An 18314-nucleotide genomic window follows, 5' to 3' on the forward strand; every position below is an offset into this window, starting at 1 on the left:
CGAAAAATTGTGGCGGCTGTGGTTGACGGGTGATTCGGCCGGTCAGAGCGCGGGTGCGCTCGGCGTGGCGGTCGATTCGACGCTCGGAGCGGTGACCGAGGACTGGGTGTCCGCGGCGTTCATCTCCGGCGGTTCCTCGATGCCGGCGACGATCTGCAGGATGTAGGTCACGTCAGCGGACGTGATCTGGCCGTCCTGGTTGACGTCACCGAGCATCTCGATCTGGTCGTCCGGAACCTCGGTCGGCAGGCCGGCGATGTAGCGCTGGACGATGACCGCGTCACCGGCGGTGATCTCGCCGTCGGCGTTCACGTCGCCGAGCTGGCCGTCGAGGACCGTGACGTGGCCGTTGTCCCAGTTGGTGAGGTAGGAGTCACCGTCGGGGCCGAAGACCGCGGACTCGGAGCCGACGAGGCTGACTTCGGCCTCCTCGCCGTTATCCATGTCGACGACCTCGAACTCGATGGAGGCCATCTCGGGCGCGTCGGCGCCCTCCGCCTGCGCCTGCGTGAGGAACAGCACGCCGTTCTCGTTGTCAACCTCCATCACGGGGTCAGCCATGTCCTCGCCGGAGACGTCCTTGACTTGGAGCTTCTCCGGATCGAACTCGATCGTCGCCTCGTAGCCGGAGACGTTGCTGACGTCCGTCTGGAGCGTCACTTCGGCGTTGCTACCGGGCGAGACCGTCGTCTCGGTCACTTCGACCGTGCCGGCGGGCTCCGGCGGGTTCGCCGCGACCTCGACCATGTTCGCGAGGATGGTGTTCGCCTCTTCGGTAAACTCGTCACCGTTGACGAATAGCGTGCTACCGAGGCCGGCACCGAGGACGTCCCACCGCTCCTCGCTGACTGCGGCGCCGCTACCGGGGACGGTGTCGCCGTCGAACTGGGCGTCGGCGAGCACGGTCCCTTCGGCACCGTTGAAGTACGACACGTCGATGCCCGTGTGGATCTGGACAGTGTCGCTGTCGATGCCGTCGAAGACCGGGTGGTCGGTCGCGATGTTCGTGTACGACGACTCGTCGCCGAGGTCGTCGTCGACTTCGGCGGGCGCACCGATGGCGCTCGAGCGCGCCTCGATACCGTTGGAGTCGCTACCCCACTGGTCGAGGTAGACCGTGCCAACCCCGACGCTGGCGGTCGCGTCCGCGAACGCCTCGGCGTTCTCTTCGTCGATTTGCTGGACGACGAACGCATCGTACTCGCCGGTCGAGTCGATGGCGGTGTCGGCGTCGATGACTGTCAGCTCGTAGCTCGCCGGGAGCTGGCTGGCGGCGCGGCTCGCGACGTCAGAGCCGTACTCGCCGTCGTCATCGACGACGCCGACCTGCGTGAACTCGGCGAAGACCTCGGTCGGGCCCGTGGTGACTTCGAGACTGTCACCGGCGCCCTCGAAGGTGTGAACCACCGAGAGGTCGCCGCTGGAGCCGTCGGCCGTCTCGACGGTCACGGTCGCCATGCCGCTGTAGTCGCCGAGGTCGACCGGTTCACCGAGCGCGATCTCGTTCCCGTTCAGGTACACCGTGGCGTTCTCGGCACTGAAGCCGTCGCCGAGTTCCGCGGTGTACGTCTCGAGGTTCGCGACCTGTACCGTCGCGGAGACGTTCTGGCCGCCTTCGACGGCGCTCGCCTGGCCGGACTCGAGCGAGACGCCGAGTGCGGGACCGAGGCTGAAGTTCGCGGTGACGGTCTCGTTATCACCGACTTCGACCGTCTGGCTCGAACTCTCCGCGCCGAACGCGTCGGCGGTAACGGTGACATTGCCGGTCTCGGCGAGCACCGTGTACTCACCGTCCTCGTTCGTGGTCGCTTCGAAGCCTTGGTCGGTGGAGACGGACGCGCCCCCGATGGCCGAACCGTCTTCGTCCGTCACCGTGCCGGTAATCTCCTGTTCGAGCGCGACCATGTCGGTCGCCTCCTTGATGTCGATAATCCCGTCACCGTACCGGGTCGGGTCGGGATCCTCCGTCGGCGCCCAGGCCGTCTCCGTGAGCGCCTCCGTAGCGGTGGACTTGTCGATGTCGCCGGCCGCGGAGAGCATCAGGGCGTACGCGCCGCTGATGTGCGGGGCGGCCATCGACGTGCCGGAGAGCTCTTGGTAGCCGCCGCCGGGCTGGGCGCTTTTCACCGCGACGCCGGGCGCGGCGTAGTCGGGCACGATGTAGGTGTCCGGCCAGTCGCTCGGGGCGGCGTCGCCCCAGTCAGCCTCGGTGTCGACTTCCTCACCGCTGGAGAACGAGGCGATGCCGCCGTCCTCGTTGCTGGCGCCCGCGGCGATGCTCTCGTAGACGTTCCCCGGGCTCCCGGAGCTACCCTCGTAGCTGTTGCCCGCGGACGCGACCAGCACTTTACCAGCCGCCTCGATGTTCTGCGTCGGCTCGATCATCTCGGTGAAGTAGCCTTCCGCACCCAGGCTCATCGAGACGACGTCGACGCCGGACTCGTTGGCGGCCCACTCCATCCCGCTGGCGACCTGCGCGAAGCTCCCGCTCCCGCCCGGGATGACAAGACCGTGGTAGAGCTCCGCATCGGGCGCGACGCCGATGTACTCGCCGCTGGCGTTGCCGCCGACGACGGTCCCGGAAACGTGGGTTCCGTGGTCGCTGCTGTCGTACGGGTCCACGTTCTCGACGCCGTCCTCGGTCGCCTCGACGAAGTTATCGGGGTCGATGTTGATGTCCGGATGATCGGGATCGACGCCCGTGTCGAGCACGGCGACGCCGACGCCCTCACCCTGAGTGTCGTACTCGTCCCAGACCTCGGTCGCGTTGATCTGATCGAGGCCGTAAGTGGTGTTGTAGCTCGCGGACCGGACATCGTCGGCGCTCGCGCGCTCCTGCTGGAGGTTCTCCGGAACCGTCAGCTCGAAGTTCGCGTGTGCGCGGTCGACGCCTTTGATCTCGGTGACGCGCTCGATGTTCACCTCGTCCGTATCGACCTCGGCGAGCACCGCGTTCGCGATCCAGAACCGCTCGACGGTCTCGATTCCCTCCGTACTACCCGCGTACCGGAGGAAGTTCTGCTGGGTGGCCGCCGAGTGCTGTTTCATCGACCGGATGGCTGCTTGTCTCGTCACGCCCTGGAGGGACGCGCGGTCGATCTCGTCGAAGCGGAAAATCACTTCGACGGTACCGTCAGCCTCCTGGAGGGCCGGGTCGACGTCACCCTGTGTCCCGAACTCTACTGGAGCTCCGGGGTTCTGGATGCCGTCGCCGAACGATGCCGTATCAGTTGCCGCGTCTGTTCCCCCGCTCCCCGGTGCTACCCCGGCCGCGCCTCCAACAGGCGCGAGCAGGAGTATCACCGCGAATACCGTGGCGAATATTACGTTACGTGACATTCGGTGCGCGCGGCGGTACCACGCACCTCGAGGCCACAGCCCATCGGGGCATAGTTAGTAGACAGAATATGATCACCTTAATGACCGCATTTGGGGGGTTTCGTTCCTATGTAGCCCCATAATCTGTGGAATATGGCGGTAAAAGGATACCACAACGGATGTCTATGGAACGCGCAGCAGCTCACTTCGTTCCGAGTATTTGGTGTGAATTTTTCCGTTGCGAGAGCGCAGTCAACTGCCGCAGATCGCGCAAGTGAAAGAATACGTACACCAGTGTACGAAGTCATCCATGAATGTTATTTTCAACTTGTAAGAATGGAGAATGAGCCGATGAATAGCAGAAAATATATAGATACTGTCAATTGAAAAGTTTTAGTTGTTATACATATATTTGGAGATACGGAGGGAGCGGTGTGAACACTACACAAGTACGTACGGACGATGGCGACGAAGAGACGGCCACGCCCTGCGGCGGCGTGACCGTACTCTGCGAACGGCTCGATGAGGGCACGAGAAACCCGGACGACCTCAATCTCATCTACGACGTCCTCAGCAACTACCGTCGACGGCAGATGCTTCAACTCCTCGGAGCCGAGTCCAACAACTCGGCGACGATACCCGATCTCGCATCTACTATCGCCGCGTGGGAGATAGATGTCGACGACCCCGACGCAGTCAGCTACGACGACCGAAAGTCGGTACAGTCGACTATCTATCAGCACCACGCGCCCAAGATGGCCGACGCCGGTCTCGTCGAGTTCGACAAGCGGACCAGCCGCCTAGAACTCACCGACCGCGCGAACCGTCTCGGACTCGGCGGAGACGACGCTGACGTCGACGGCTCGGCGGGTGACGAGAGGAAGTGGATGTCTTCAGACGCGGCCGCCGTCACCGGTGTCCTAGCGGTGGCCGTCAGCGTCGCCGCGACGGCGACTGTCGCCGGTTCCCCGACCGCGTTCGTGGTCCTCGCAACCTCCATCGTGACCGGAGTGGTCACTTGGAATCGTTCCGGCCGGTAGTCGTCGTCTCGGTCGACTCGGTCAGACCGTCGACGGCGAGCCGCTGTCTTAGCCTCGGCAGTCGTCGCGCTAGAATGCGGTCGACCCGGACGATTCCGTCACTGCGGCCTGTCCGTCCGACGCTCGGCGTTCACCGCAGCGCGTCGAGGTCGAACTCGAAGGCGGCGACCGGCACCTCCAGGTCGTGTTCGACGAGCACCGCGGGGTGGAGCTCGCCGATCACGCCGACGCGCTCGCCGTCGATCTCGACGTCGGCGGCGCGGCCCTCGATGAACGACGGGTGTTCGGTCCGCGGGGTCGCCAACTCGGCGCCGAAGTCGTCACAGAGCGCCTGGAGGCGCCCCTTCGCGGCCTCGTAGGAGGCGTCGCGGCGGGCGACCGCGCCGGCGACGTGGCGGGACTCGGCGACGTTCGCCTCCTCGTCGTCGTCGCGCTCGGCGACGAAGCCGACCTCGGCGACGTCTTGCGGGTAGGCGTTGTGGGTGTTCCGCTCCAACAGCATCACGAGCGACGGAAGTGCCCACGTGCGGAGCTGGGTGTACTCCTCGCTGTACGGCTCGGTGATCTCGACGGGGTCGCCGCCGCCGAAGACGCCGGCGCTCGCGTTCGCCGTCTCCCCGTCGGCGAGCGCCGCGCCCCCGGTCCCGGGCTCGACGTTCATCCGGTCGTAGTTCTCCGTTCCGCTCGTCATGTGGAAGTTCAGGAGATCCTCGAAGCCGAGGCCGACGAGGCTCGTCCGGACCGCGTCCTCTAAGCGCGAGCGCTCATGGCGGCCCCCCACTGTCCCCACGTCGGGGTAGCGCGGCTCTAAGTTGTCGAAGCCGTACGCGCGCCCCACGTCGTCGACGAGGTCGAGCGGGTGGAGCACGTCGACGCGGTACGGCGGAATCGACACCTCGTAGGTCACGTCCTCATCGAGGGTGTAGGAGGCGTCGAGCCCGGCGCGCTCGAAGCAGTCGACGACCTCCTCGGGCTCGAACTCGACGCCGAGCAGCGTCTCGATCCGGTCGTGCGAGACGGTCTTCTCGTCGACGTCGAGGTTCGGGCGGACGAGCTCTCGGCCGTACTCGCTCGGGTGCGTGGCGCCCTCGGCGTAGTTCACCTTGACCTCCTCGATCGTCGCGCCGCGGGCAGACAGCGCGTAACAGATGATATTACACATCCGGTCGATCGTCCACTGGTCGGTGCCGGTGAGTTCGACGAGCAGCTCGCGGGAGCCGGTCGTCACCTCGGTGCGCTTCCCGTTGATAACCGGCGGGAACGAGAAGAGGCCGAGCTCGTCGTAGATCGCCGGGTAGCGGTCGAGCCCCTCGACGAGATCGGCGTAGGTCGTCCCCGTGTCGTGCTCATCAAGGACCTCGTTCGGGGTCAGCTCGTCGTTCGCGTCGAGCGGGACGAACGTGTCGCCGTCGGGGTCGACACCGCGGTAGGTGATCGACGGCTCCGCGCCCTCCTGGAGCGGTGCGCCCTTCACCATCGCGAGGTCGTGGATCCCGATCGCGCCCTTTGCGCGGCCGCGACCCATCGTCGCGTGGAGCTTCTCCTGGAGCTGGATCAGCGACTCTAAGGCCGCCTCGTCGAGGTCGAGGCCGCGGACGACGGCGCCGGTGACGTACGGGCGCTCGTCGGGCACCGACTCGTCGACTTCGATCGTCCACTCGGGGTCGTTCGTGTCGGGGACGTAGACGCCGCGGTCGTCGCCGTAGTGGTAGCGCAGCGAGCGCGCGACCCCCTCGACGGAGAGTCGGTCGAGCCGGTCGGGCGCGAACTCGAACTGGAGGAGCCCGTCGTCGGTCTCGCCCTCGAACTCTAAGCCGAGGCCGAACAGGTCCTCCTTGAACTCCTCGTCGCTCGTGTCGGTGCGGCCGGTGAGCCCGCGCAGCTCGTCGGTGTCGATGTCGACGACGGGCATCAGTAGCTCACCTCCGCGTTCCGCAGGAAGTCGATGTCGGCTAAGGTTCCGTGGAGGTCACGGATGTCCTCCGCGCCGGTGGTGAGCATCGCCAGTCGCTCCAAGGCGAGCCCCCACGCCATCACGTCGCAGTCGACGCCGAGCGGGCCGGTGACCTCCTCGCGGAAGACGCCGGAGTTGCCGATCTCGATCTCCTCGCCCGTCTCCGGGTGCTCGCCGAACAGCTCGAAGGAGGGCTCCGTGTACGGGTTGTAGTGCGGCTTGAACCGGATGTCCGTGATCCCGAACTGCCGGTAGAACTCCTCGAAGGTGCCCATCAGGTCGCGCACCGAGAGGTCCTCGGCCATCACCCACCCCTCGATCTGGAAGAACTCCAGCAGGTGCGTCGGGTCGAGCGTGTCGTTGCGGTACACCTTCTCGACCGAGAAGTAGCGCTGGGGCGGCTCCAGCTCCGCGCCCGCGATCCCCGAGAGGTAGCGCATCGACAGCGAGGTGGTGTGACCGCGGAGCGCGACCTCGCGGGCGAAGTCGGCCGACCACGGCGAGTGGTAGCCGTCGCCGTCGACCCCCCACCCGTCGCGGTGGGCGGCCTCGATGCGGGCCATCAGCTCGTCCGGAATCGACTCCATCCGGTCCACGTCGAGCGCGAACCGGTCCCAGTGGGTCCGCGCCGGGTGGTCCTGGGGCATGAACAGGCAGTCGTTGATCCAGAAGTCGGCGTCGGCGTGCGGGCCCTCCATCTCTTGGAACCCCATGCCGACCAGCACGTCCTTCACGCGGTCGGCGGTCCGACGGAGGACGTGTTTCCGGCCGCCGCGGGCCGTCTCAGCGTCGGCCTCGACGTTGTACTCGGCGAACTCGGCGTCACGCCACTCGCCGCTGGCGAGGAGTTCGGGCGTGAGCGCCCCGACCGTCTCGGTCGCCTCCACGCCGGTCATCAGCGCGTCGACGCCGTCGTCGGTGAGCCGGACCGTCCGCGTGACCGACTCGCCGACCGCCACTAACCCGCGCGAGTCGAGCTGGTCGATCGCCGCCTCGTCGACATCAAGGGCCTCCGCGTCGAGCCCCTCGCCCTCACCGCCGGCGTCAGCGAGCGCCGCGAGCGCCGTCGCCTCGGGGTCGGCGTCCGGGTCGACGTCCGGATCGACCGAGAGCTCGCCGCCGTTGACGCTCCCGAATCCCTTCCGCGCGAAGTTCGCGAGCGCGATGTCGACCTCGGGGCCGTCTAGATCGGCCCCGCCGATGACCTCGCCCATCGAGACCGGTTCGGCGTCGGCGCCCGCGTCGAGCCCGGCCCGGTAGAGCCGCGTCTCGGGGAGCCCGTCCTCGACGTAGGTCCGCCCCTCGTCGGTGAGTTCGAGCGTCTCGTCGGTCGCGGACCCGACCTCGACGAGCCCCTCGTCGGCGAGGTCGAACGCCGCGCCGGCGACCGTCTCCGGCTTCAGGTCCGTCTCGTCGGCTATCTCCGCCACCGTTCGTTCGTCCGTCGCGCTCGCGGCCTCGAGGACCGCGAGCTGTCGTTCCGGGAGTCGCATTCGAGTTGTCTCTACACGCGTGCGGCTGGTTGGTAACGGTTCCGGGACCGGGACGTCGGAAGAGAATCGTTTCTGATAAATTGAGCGATCGAATTATATAACGTATCGGTGTACGGGAGCTATGAGCAGCGCAACGACCGGATCGAACGATTCCGGCTCGGTTCCGGAGACGGCCCGCGTCTGTCACGGCGACGACGGTCCCGCTCCGAGTCTCGCCGTCGTCGAGGCGATCGCCGAACTCGTCGATGTCGACCCCGTCGACCTGTCCAAGGAGGGCGTGGTGCTGTACGAACACGTCGATCCCGACGCGCTGAACGCGCTCGTCGCGGGACGGGCCGACGCCGACGTCGACATCTCGCTCACGGTGGCGGGCTACGACGTCCGCGTCGGCCCCGACTCCGCGGTCGCTCGCCGAGCGCGGGACTGAGACGCAGCCGACGGCGCGGACCCGTTTTCCGCCGCTACTCCCCGTCTGCCGCCCGCTCGCGGAGCCGCGCGATCCGATCGCCGAGCGGCGGCTGGACCTCGAACCACGTCGACCAGTCGCCGGTCTCTGGCTCGACCCCGCGGCGCTCCGCGATGCACTCGAACGCGTCGGCGACGCGGTCCGCGCCGACCGCGTCCGCGGCGCGGGCGTCCGCCGCGTACTGGACCCGCCGGCCGGCCCAGAAGGAAGCGATCCCTACGGCGATGACGGCGGCGAAGCCGGACTCGAACGGGACGAGCGTCGTGACGACCGCCGCCAGCGTCGCCAGCACGGCGCCGACCGCGACGGCGCGGAACTCCGCGTAGTACGCCGCGACTCGCCCGGCCTCCGCCGCGAGCAGCCCGACCGCGACCTCCTCGTCGAGGTCGGTCAACACGTCCCCCGTGAGGAACAGCACCCGACGCCGGGGCGGCCCGCGGACGGCGACCTCGGCGGGACCGGTCGCCGACCCTCCCTCGTTGCTTGCGCCGTTGCCGCTCCCCGCCCCGTCGACGGACTCGATCGCGACCCGCTCGATGTCGAGTCCGCCGGGATCTGCCAGCGCCGCGATCTGCGCGCGCTCCGCATCCGTCGGCGGCCGCAAGTCCCGGTAGCGGTCGGCCGCGTACAGCGGTCCCACCGAGACCGCGAGCGCGGAGATGACGCCGACGCCGACGACGAACGCGACTCCGATCATCGCTCTCGCTGACGGGACGACCGGAGTAAAAAGGCGCGGTGTCGCGACGCGTTCCCGGTTTTCCCGTCTCGCGCATCTCACCCGTCTTGCGCATCTCACCTGTCCCGCCCTCTTCACTCCGGGACGCGCCGCGCGAGCGCCCGGACCGCCGCCGCGGCCTCGCTGTCGGGCGCGGCGCTCACGATCGGCCGCTCCGTCGCGACGGACCGACCGACTCGCGGGTCGGTCGGGACCACCTCGACGGGCGCGCCGAGCGCGTCGCCGATCGGTTCGACTGGCGGCGGCTCGGTCACGCGGTTGACCGCGCAGCCGACCAGGCCGGCGTCGAGCTCGCGGGCGAGCTCCCGGGTGCGGATCGCGTCGGCCAGCGCGAACGCCCGGGGCGAGACGACGAGGAGGCAGGCGTCCGCGACCGCCAGCGGCACGCCGGCGTCGGCGCGGCGTCCCGCGGGACAGTCGAGGACGACGGTCCCGAACTCGCGCTCGACCGCGGCGACCGCCCCCTTCAGCCGGGTCAAGTCCGCGGCGCGCGCGCCGGCCAAGGTCCGCCCGCAGGGGACGATATCGACCGGCCCCGACCGGACCGTCTCTATCGGGTCCGCCGCGCCGGCGAGCACGTCGTGGAGGTCGGGGCCGCGGCCGTCAGGCAGGTCCGCCATCCCGAGGTCCGCGTCGACGACGACCCCGTCGAGCTCGGCGGCGACGTTGTACGCGAGCGTCGTCTTCCCGACGCCGCCCTTCCCGCCCGCCACCGCGAGGATCACGCCAGCGCCTCCAGCGCCTCGGTCGGGACCTCGCTCTCCTCCGCCCGCTCGGCCAGCGCCGCGGCGCGGTCGCGGACCGCCTTCAGGCGCTCGGCGTCGGTCGCGATGCGCTCGTCGAGTCCCTCCACCGCGTCGAGGCCGCCGACCTCCTCGACGACCGCCGTCGCCGTCGCGAGGTCGGCGTCGTCGAGTCGCTCCCCCCGCTCAATCCGCGCCTCGACGGCCGCGAACCACGCGTCGATCTCGTCGGACCCCGCTGCGCTCGGCGGCGGATCGGGAGCCGCCGACCGGTCCGCGTCGCCGTCGCTCTCCTCGCCGTCGGCCGCTCTCCCGTTGACGTCGTTGCCCTCCTCGCCGTCACCGTCGTCCGTGTCACCGCCCACCTCGTTGACGGCGTCGCCAGCTTCCGCTCCGGCGACCGCACGCCGCGGGGGGCGATGCGATTCGAGGTCGCGCACCACCGCCCGCGCGAGGTCAGAGCCGTCCTCGGTCGCCGTGCGATCGTCCTCCGCGTCCGCGGGCTCGACGCTCGCGATTTCGACCGGCGGATCGACGGGGTCGGCGAGCGCTGCGAACCCGAACGCCGCACGGTCGCCCGGGTCGATCACCGCGGTCACGCCCCCGGCGTCCCACCCGGCTTCGGGGATGCCGCCGCGCCGCGGTGGAAGGACGGGGCCGTCCAGCCGGCTCTCGATCCGGACGCGCCGCGGGACCGCCCCGTCGTTGCGCACTCGGACGCCGACGAGCGACGCGTCCCCTTCGCGGTCGACGGACCAGTCGAGTTCCATGCGTCGGGTGCCGCGGAATCGCATTTAAGTGTCGGGGTCGGACCCCACGCGGACCGCCGCGGTCCGGAGCAGCGACCGCGCGCTCCGCTCGGACGCCGCGACCGCTCGGGCCGCGTCGCCGCGCAGTTCGACAGGGCTGTCGAGCGCCGCGACCCTGACCGCCGCGAGCGACGCCGCGACCGGGTCCCCGTCGTAGTCGTCCGGCGCCGCGCCGGCCGCGCTTGGATCGCCGCCCGGGACGACCCCCAGCGCGCGGCGGAACGACGGATAGACCGCCTCGGCGAGTTCGCGGCGGGCGGTCCGCAGCCGGTTTCGGAGCCGGTCGCGGAGCCGCAGCCGTCGCCGCCGCTCGTCCCGGTTCCGGGCCGCCTCGGCCCGCGCGCGCTCGAGCGCCTGCTCGGCGGCGATCGCCTCCGTCTGCGCGGCCGACAGCTCCGCGGCCGCTTCCTCCAGGTCGCCGAGCGTCTCGTCAGCCTCGGCGTCGACCGCGCGGCGCGCTCGGGCGTCGCCGCGCAGCGCCGCAACTCGTTCCTTCAACCGCTCGGTCTCTCCGGTCGTCTCGGCGACCCGCCGCCGCGCCGCCGTCAGGTCCACCGGCTCGATCTCGATCGCCGCGAGTTCCGCCTCGATCTCGTCGATCTCGGGCGCGACCGACGCGGTCCGTCCCCGCGAGCGCGCGGCCGCCGCGAGCTGTCGCCGGAGTCCCGCCTCGGTGGGGAGCCGCCCGAGCACCGCGCTCGGTTCCGGACGCTCCTCAACGCCGACGGAGCCGTCCACCTCGCTGTCATCGTCGGAATCCGGCGGGACCGACATCGCCCCGGTCACAGCTCCCGGTCGCGCATGGCGTCCGGGTCCGGATGCTCCGTCCCCGCCGCGAAGGCGGTGTACGGCGTCGACTCCGCGGACCGGTCCGCGTAGGCCGCGGCGGCCTTCCGGACCGGCTCGTCGACGGCGACGAACTCGTTGAACGGTTCGGTGCGCTCTATCTGGACGTCTCCGCCGTGTGACTCCCGCAGCCGGAGCGCGAGGAAGGCGGCGTACACCGTCTCGTCGAACAGCGCGGCGCGGCCGAACCGCCGGGCGACGACCGACTCGTGGCGACGACACAGGTTCCGGAGGCCGGTTCGGGCGGCCGCCGAATACGTCACGACCAGCAGCACGCCCGCCGGTGGTCGGTTTTGAAATTTATCCGTTCCGGACCGGAACGTTTCAGCCGCCTTCAGCGACGGCGGGTCGGTTCCGCCCTTCGTCGGCCCGCTGTCGGCGGTCGGAACCGCCCGCCGTCGGACGTTAGAACCGCTCGACGTCGAACTCGGGATCGGTGTCACCCTCCGGGTCCCCCTCGTCGAGGTCACTGGCGGCGAGGACGCGCTCGCGGGCGGCCGGTTCCGAGGGCGCGACGACGACGGTGCCGTCGACGGGGTCGTCGCCGACCGCGCGGAACACGTCACCGTCGCCGTCGAACTCGGTCGCGTACGTCCGGAGTACGGCCGCCACGCGCCGCTCGGTGGCCGCGAGGTCGGCGTCGCCGTTCTCGAACTCGCGGAGCGCGTCCTCGACGTTCCGTATCGCGGAGATGCGGTCCATCTACGTCGTTCGGAGGTGGCCCTGCTTGGGTTCGTACACCTCGCCCTTCGTCCGGAGCTTCTCGATCTCCTGTTCCGCCTTCCCCGGGTCCATCCCGATCTCGCCCGCGCGGTCGAGCACCTCGTCGACCGGCGCGCCCTCCTCGTACTCCTCCTCGATGTCGGCGATGAGCCCCTTGATGTTCTTGATGCGGTCGCGCTGGCTCTTCGAGGTGCCCGTTTCGACCACGTCCGCGTCGAACTGCCCCGTCTCGGGGTCGACGCCGATGTCTTTGAGACACGACTCGACGATGTCGGTCGCGCGGTCGGCGTCCTCGCGCTCGACGGTATCCGACAGGCGGACCCGCGCGCTCGCCTCCGAGAGCCGCACCATCGCCTCCAGCTTCCGGGCGGTGACCGGTACCGGCGCGTCCTCGTCCGCGCCCTTCGAGCGGAGGTCGACGTAGAACTCCTCGATGAGCTCCTTCGCCTCGTCGGTCATCGTCGGGAAGCAGGACCGCTTCGCGTGGGCGATGTACTTCCGCAGCAGCTCCGAGTCGATCTCCGGCGCGACCTCCTCGGTCACCTCCGCAACCTGCTCGGACGTGAACTCCGAGCTCGCCAGCTCCTCGCGCTGGGTGTTGAGCTCGCCGGCGTAGTTCGTCTTGATGATGTGTTTCGCCAGCCGGGAGTCGTGTTCCGGGTCGGGACTGTCCGTCACCGTGAAGATCAGGTCGAACCGCGAGATGAGGGCGGGCTCCAAGTCGATCTGCTCGCCGATCGGCTCGTACTGGTCGAACCGGCCGTACTTCGGGTTCGCCGCGCCGAGCAGCGAACAGCGCGCCTTGAGGGTGGCGTTGATCCCGGCCTTCGAGACCGAGATCTTCTGTTGTTCGAGCCCCTCGTGCATCGCGGAGCGGTCAGAGGAGTTGTGGACGACGAGCCCGTTCGCGACGAAGTTGTGCGTCCCCTCTACGGTCAGGTCGTACACCCGCGGTCGCTCCCCGTCGTCGATCCGCGTCAGTATCGACCGCAGATCCTCTCTGACGGCGGTCACCTCGCTCGCGACCGCCTCACGCACGTCGCCGAGCCGGTCGGTCTCGACAGCGCCCGACAGCCACCGAGATACGGTCGCCTGACTCACGTCGAGCCTCGACGCCACATCCGCCTGACTAACCCCGTAGGCGTCGAGCGCCGCCGACAGCTCCGATCGCGTTTCGCCGACCGGACCGCGGTCGAGCAGTTCGCGAGCGCGCGTTTCCGCCGTGTCGACCGGCCCACCGATGACGTCTGCGAGATGCTGTCGGAGCACCTCGCCGCGGTGTTCGGTCGACTCCGGGGGGACCGTTTCGACCGACTCGACCTGACGCCACTTCACGTCGCCGCGGACGAACTCGCGAAGGTCGTCGAAGTCGGTCTCCGCGACTCCGGTGAGGATCTCTCGCAGCCGCTCGGTCACCGTCCGACGGACCTCCTCGCTCTCGCCCCACTCGCGGGAGATCTGCTGTTGGGACAGCGTCGTCCCGTCCGCGAGTTCGGACTGCGAGACGTGGTACCGCTCCCGCAGCTCCGAGAACATCTCCCACGTCGGTTTCTCGTCGAGTCGGCGCCGGTCCTCGGTGGCCGCCTCTCGCCGTTCCTCGAACGCCACGAGTACCTGGCGGGCGCGGTGGAGCGAGACGTTCGCACCGCCGCTCTCGAAGTCGTGGTACGTGACCGCTTCGAGTCCGCACTCACGCTGATGGAGCCGGAGCGAGTCGCGACACCGCGCGAGCACGTCGCCGACCTCTGGGACTACGTCGAGGATCGTGCGACCGCCGCCTGCCGAATCGACGACGCGGTCGAGCGCCGCCGCCTTCCGCGTGGCCGTGAATCCGACGTACCGCCGGAACGCCGCGAGCGAGTCGGCGTCGGTCACCGTGAGGTAGTACACGTCGCGGCCCTCGTTCCGCTCGCGCCGCTGGAGCTGACTCGACACGCCGAACCCTAAGAGGAGGTTCCGCGTGCCTCGGAGCAGGTCTCGGCTCGCAGATGCTATCCGAACGTTGCCGGCCGACTCGTCGACGTGCCCCTCGCTGTCCGCGAGCGCGCGGATGAACGCGGCCTTCGCCGCGCGGCTCCCGGTCGAAACGGGGGTCGGGAAGCACTTCTCGTCGTACCCACCGAGGTTCATTCCCGCGTCGAGGACGGCGTCGGCGTGTTCCTTCCCCGTGACGCGGACCGTCTCGACGCCGTCGTCGCGCTTCTCGCTCGGCGGACGGGTCGGCTCCGCGTCGAACGCCGCCCGCGCCGCGCGCTCGAAGTCGTCCAAGAGCTCGTCGTCTGCGTTGGTGAACCGGACGCCGTAGACGCCCTCGTCGCGGTCGTAGTAGACGTTCCCGTCGCCGGAGAGGTATCCGAGGACGCTCGCCATCGCGGGGTCGACGCCGTCAGTGTCGATTCTCTCGCTGTCGACCGGTTCGGTTACCGGTCGGTCTCCGCCGTTCGCCGCCACCGCTCCGCCGTCCGCCGCCTTCGTCGGGATCTCGCGGGGGACGTACACCCAGTCGCCGTCGTCGAGCGCGGCCGCCTCGCGCTCGACGCGCTCGCCGTCGTCGAGGACGAAGAACGGGTGGTCGGCGGTCGCGGTCAGCGACTCGCCGGTCTCCATCGTCACCCGGGTCAACTCCGACGGCGCGTCGTACTCGTGGACCGCGGAGACGGGGCGCTCGACGAGGTTGCCGTCCCCGTCCATCGACCAGACGTCGAGGTCGACGTCGCGGACGCGGCGACCGTTCGAGAGCTCCTCGATGTCGCCGTCTTCGGCCGCTTCCCGCGCCAGTTCGTCGATGCGCTCGACGCGCCCGTCGGCGAGCGAGACCAGCGTGTCGCCCGTGACGCAGTCCATCTTGTCCAGCTCGTCGACCGCGGCGATCCCCTTGTCCGCGAGCACGAGCGCGCCGGCTTCGAGCGACCACTGCTGGCCGTCGCCGAAATCGTCGCGGACGGCCGCCGCCGTGAGGCCCGCCGCGGACGACCCCTTCCCGGACGTGTACACCGAGCGAGGTGCGATGTTTTCGACGTACGAAATCATCTGGGAGTTATGAGAGACGACGCTGTTTCCGAGATACGTGTGCGTGTCTCTGACCTCGAGATCGTAGACCCACTCGTAATCCGGATCGACCGATTCGATCGACTCGATCCGGTCCCAGTGAACGTCGTTCGTACACAGACGATCGAGTTCGGAGATGTCTTGGCTGACGGATAATGCCTCGTCGAGACGATCCAAAATCACGTCCTTTGCATCCGCGGTCTGTCCACCGTCTGGAGCGACGTCGTTCCGCTCATAGTAGCTGATCGCGGTTTGAGAGACGTCCATACCCTCCGAGAGTACCTTCTGAGAGATGTTCAGTTCCTCTCGTAGCGTCTCGACTGCCTGCCAGTCACCGTCCAGCAGCTCTCCGCGCTTCTCCCGAAGCCAGTCTAAGCGGGTTTCGAACGTGTCGACAACCGCTCTCAGACTCGCTCTACTCGGATTTCTGTCGCCGCGTTCGTAGTGTTGATACGTCGGACGCGGCAGTCCGATATCGAACTGTGACAACGCGAGCGCCTCGCGGATCTGCCGGAGATCGTCACTTAGTCCCGGAATCACATCCGTGTTTGTGTTCTCTGGAACGTCGTCGAACGCTTTCGAGGCCGTCGCTTTGCGATCGGTGACGAATCCAATTTCGTCGACGTATTTGACGAAATCCCGTCCACTGATGCGCAGTCGGTGGCTGTCGTTGTGTCGTTTCCGAAGATGGCTCTGGATCCCGAACGCGAGGAGTAACGTCTGTACTCCGGTCAGCAGTTCTCTACTCATCGAGGAAACCGTGATTTCGCGTTCTTTGGGTGAGACTGTCCCCTCGCTGTCAACGTACGCCTGTAGGAATTCCTTCTTGTTCTCCGGACTCGCCCGTTTGAGACAATCGGGGACGAGTTGATTCTCAGAGTTTTTGAGAATTGCCGGTTCGAGTTCTCTGAGGAACCGGACGAACTCCAACGAGGAACAGCGGACGATTTCGGCAGTCTCATGATCCCATTTCTCTAGACGGGACCACCGAACGCCCAACTCGCGGAAGCAGTTCTCCACGTCCGTCAGTATCTCTTCGTCGACGTTCGTAACCTCGGTAGCAGCACTCGATCCCGAGAGATAGGTGTGGCCCTCTGCGATGATATAACCGAGGAGTCGAGCCAGAGTGGGATCGACTCGGGTGGGCGGCGTGAACGAATTCGCGTTGTAGGCTTCGACCTGCTGGAACGAAACATCAAGCGAATCATCCCAATCGGCGTCGATGTTTCCGGGGACCGCAATGAGGTCTCCTTCCGCCAATTGATCTGCCCGTCGGGGAGACAATCCTCTGTTCAACTGTTTGAACAACGGGTGCGACGGTGTTACTTCTACTTCGCGCCCCGATGCCATCAAAATTCTGTGCATCCTATCCGGCGCTTCTCGTTTCCAGACTTTTGTCGCGGTCCCAGTCTCGACGGCCCCCGATTCGGTTACTGTTTGAACGCCGACATCTACCGGTTCGTATACCCCGTCGTCGACCTCTATCGGGTCTTCGAGGTTTGACTCTACTATATCCCCGAGTGCCCGTTCCGTTCCGTCAGCAAGTGTCACCTCTGTATCATATTTTTGACACTTACCCGTACCAGGGTCGCCGATCAGGAGCATGTGGAGGTCGCCGCGGATCCGCGACCCGTCGGGGAGGTGTTTGGTGACGCCGGAGAACAGCTGGAGGATCATCGCGAGCTTCTCCTCCTCGTAGCCGTAGATGGCGGGCGCGATGGAGCCGACCATCGCCTCGTAGATGTCGTCGCGCTCGGAGAGCTCGATGATGTCGCGTTTGTCCGCCTCCGTGATGTCCATGTCCTCGAACTCCTCGTCCTCGATGGCGATGGAGACGCCGTCCATGTAGAGGTCGAAGATGGCGGACTTCTCGTTGCCCTGCTCGACCTGCTCGATGTGGAGGACGCCGACGCAGGTGACGTGGTCGCCGGGGCTCACCTCGCCGGTGATGTCGTCGACGATGTCGACGTCGATCGACTGGGGCGTCTCGCCGCCGCGCAGTCCCTCCGGAGACTCCTGGATGCGGAGCTTCTGGGAGTCGACGAACTCGGACTGGTCGAAGTTGACGCGGAACGGGCCCTGCCGCTCGCAGCCCTGGCACTCGTGGGGCTCCTGGAAGCCGCCGTCGGACTGCGGGATGTACGTCATCGTGCCGCAGCGCTGGCACTCGAAGGCGGCCTCGGTCACCTTGGGGCGGACGTCCGTGGCCTTCCGGACGATGCCCTGGATTGAGACGAGCTTGCCGATGTGGTCGTCGTGGACGCGGATGCCGCGGATGTCGACGCTCTCGGGGAGGTCCTCGATGCGGACGTGCGCGCGGCCGAGGCTGACGTCGGCGGGGAGGTCGTAGAGTCGCAGCGCCTCCTCGGCGTACTCGCGCATCTGCTCCGGCTTGTTCAGGAAGTCCTCGGCGAGGTCGCGGTCGAACTGGAAGAGGTCGTCGTAGGAGACGTACAGCGAGCGCTGCTCGTTGGGGTACCGCTGCGCGAGCTGCCCGATCTCCTCCCGATAGTAGTTGCGATAGAACTGAATGAACCGCTCCGTGAGGTCCTGGGTGCCGGCCTGAGCCATTGCGACACCACTTCGTCGGCATCACGTATGAACCTCCGGTTCGGAGCGGACGTGGTCGGACGCCCGGACGCGGCATCCCCCGACGGCGGTCTCGGCGCGGCTACGCGCGTCCGACGAACGTCGCGTCCGCAGAGGTGCGCCCCTCGTTGAAGGAGAGTACCTTCGCGCGGATCACGTCTCCCGGTTCGAGGCCGCCGGGGATATCCTCGGTGAAGAGGACGAACCCCTCGACCTTGCCGACGGCGACCTCCTCGCCGGAGTGGTGGTCGGTGAGCTCGGTGACGCCGAACTCGTACGTCTCGCCGATCTCGACCGGCGGGTCGCGCTCCTGGGCCGCGTCGTGGGCGCGCTTCGACTCGCGCGCGTCGGCGGACGGCCCGCGGAGCCGTCGGGCGAGCACGAACAGCGCGAGCAGCGCGACCGCGACGGCGATGCCGACGACGACCGGTGACGATGGGATCATACCCGTGCGGTCGACCGCGGTCACCTAAACGATGTGGGTCCGCGACCCCGCGTCGGCGCCCCGTGGCCTCGCGCTCCCGCCGCTCGACGGTCCGATTCTCCTCG

At 68.0% G+C, this 18314-nt stretch carries 13 protein-coding genes; 2 read left to right on the forward strand and 11 right to left on the reverse strand.

What is annotated here, in order from left to right; all coding sequences use genetic code 11:
- Positions 1–42: 42 nt before the first annotated feature.
- Positions 43–3303: a S8 family serine peptidase gene (locus tag B378_RS0110100; RefSeq protein ID WP_237738334.1), complete on the reverse strand. Its 3261-nt coding sequence runs from the start codon at positions 3301–3303 to the stop codon at positions 43–45.
- 449 nt (positions 3304–3752) lie between these two features.
- On the opposite strand from B378_RS0110100, the gene B378_RS0110105 reads away from it, so the two are divergent.
- Complete coding sequence (locus B378_RS0110105) at positions 3753–4358, forward strand: hypothetical protein (RefSeq protein WP_017343678.1); 606 nt, start codon at positions 3753–3755, stop codon at positions 4356–4358.
- A 130-nt stretch (positions 4359–4488) separates the two neighbouring features.
- Here the strand turns inward: B378_RS0110105 and pheT are convergent, their stop codons facing one another.
- Both pheT and B378_RS0110115 read right to left on the reverse strand, forming a co-directional pair.
- A complete protein-coding gene (gene pheT / locus B378_RS0110110) occupies positions 4489–6270 on the reverse strand; it encodes a phenylalanine--tRNA ligase subunit beta (RefSeq protein WP_017343679.1) in 1782 nt (593 codons plus the stop codon).
- Positions 6270–7805, reverse strand: a complete 1536-nt coding sequence (locus B378_RS0110115; protein ID WP_017343680.1) for a phenylalanine--tRNA ligase subunit alpha — start codon at positions 7803–7805, stop codon at positions 6270–6272. The genes pheT and B378_RS0110115 overlap by 1 nt, the downstream gene beginning before the upstream one ends.
- 121 nt (positions 7806–7926) lie before the next feature.
- Between B378_RS0110115 and B378_RS0110120 the strand changes: the two genes are divergently transcribed.
- Complete coding sequence (locus tag B378_RS0110120; protein ID WP_017343681.1) at positions 7927–8232, forward strand: HalOD1 output domain-containing protein; 306 nt, start codon at positions 7927–7929, stop codon at positions 8230–8232.
- 34 nt (positions 8233–8266) lie between these two features.
- Here B378_RS0110120 and B378_RS0110125 read toward each other — a convergent pair whose 3' ends face one another.
- The 8 genes from B378_RS0110125 to B378_RS0110160 all read right to left on the reverse strand — a co-directional run bounded on the left by B378_RS0110125 (position 8267) and on the right by B378_RS0110160 (position 18210).
- Complete coding sequence (locus B378_RS0110125) at positions 8267–8968, reverse strand: hypothetical protein (RefSeq protein WP_017343682.1); 702 nt, start codon at positions 8966–8968, stop codon at positions 8267–8269.
- Between the two features lie 113 nt (positions 8969–9081).
- Complete coding sequence (locus tag B378_RS0110130) at positions 9082–9732, reverse strand: chromosome partitioning protein ParA (RefSeq protein ID WP_017343683.1); 651 nt, start codon at positions 9730–9732, stop codon at positions 9082–9084.
- The gene (locus B378_RS0110135; protein WP_017343684.1) at positions 9729–10520 is read right to left on the reverse strand and encodes a hypothetical protein; all 792 of its coding nucleotides are present in this window, start codon (positions 10518–10520) and stop codon (positions 9729–9731) included. Before B378_RS0110135 ends, B378_RS0110130 begins: the two co-directional genes overlap by 4 nt.
- 24 nt (positions 10521–10544) lie before the next feature.
- Positions 10545–11345 (reverse strand): hypothetical protein, encoded by an 801-nt coding sequence (locus tag B378_RS0110140; protein WP_026046252.1) that lies wholly within the window; start codon positions 11343–11345, stop codon positions 10545–10547.
- Positions 11342–11680 carry a hypothetical protein gene (locus B378_RS0110145; protein WP_017343686.1) on the reverse strand — a complete coding sequence of 113 codons (339 nt, stop codon included), beginning with the start codon at positions 11678–11680 and terminating at the stop codon, positions 11342–11344. The genes B378_RS0110140 and B378_RS0110145 overlap by 4 nt, the downstream gene beginning before the upstream one ends.
- Before the next feature lie 130 nt (positions 11681–11810).
- Positions 11811–12107, reverse strand: coding sequence for a hypothetical protein (locus B378_RS0110150; protein ID WP_017343687.1), 297 nt, complete (start codon positions 12105–12107; stop codon positions 11811–11813).
- Positions 12108–17747, reverse strand: coding sequence for an LAGLIDADG family homing endonuclease (locus B378_RS0110155; RefSeq protein WP_017343688.1), 5640 nt, complete (start codon positions 17745–17747; stop codon positions 12108–12110).
- 100 nt (positions 17748–17847) lie between these two features.
- On the reverse strand, positions 17848–18210 hold the full coding sequence (locus tag B378_RS0110160; RefSeq protein ID WP_017343689.1) for a TRAM domain-containing protein: 363 nt from the start codon (positions 18208–18210) through the stop codon (positions 17848–17850).
- Between the last annotated feature and the right edge of the window lie 104 nt (positions 18211–18314).

It is taken from the genome of Halorubrum sp. T3 (assembly GCF_000296615.1).
GTDB classification, from domain to species: Archaea; Halobacteriota; Halobacteria; order Halobacteriales; family Haloferacaceae; genus Halorubrum; species Halorubrum ruber.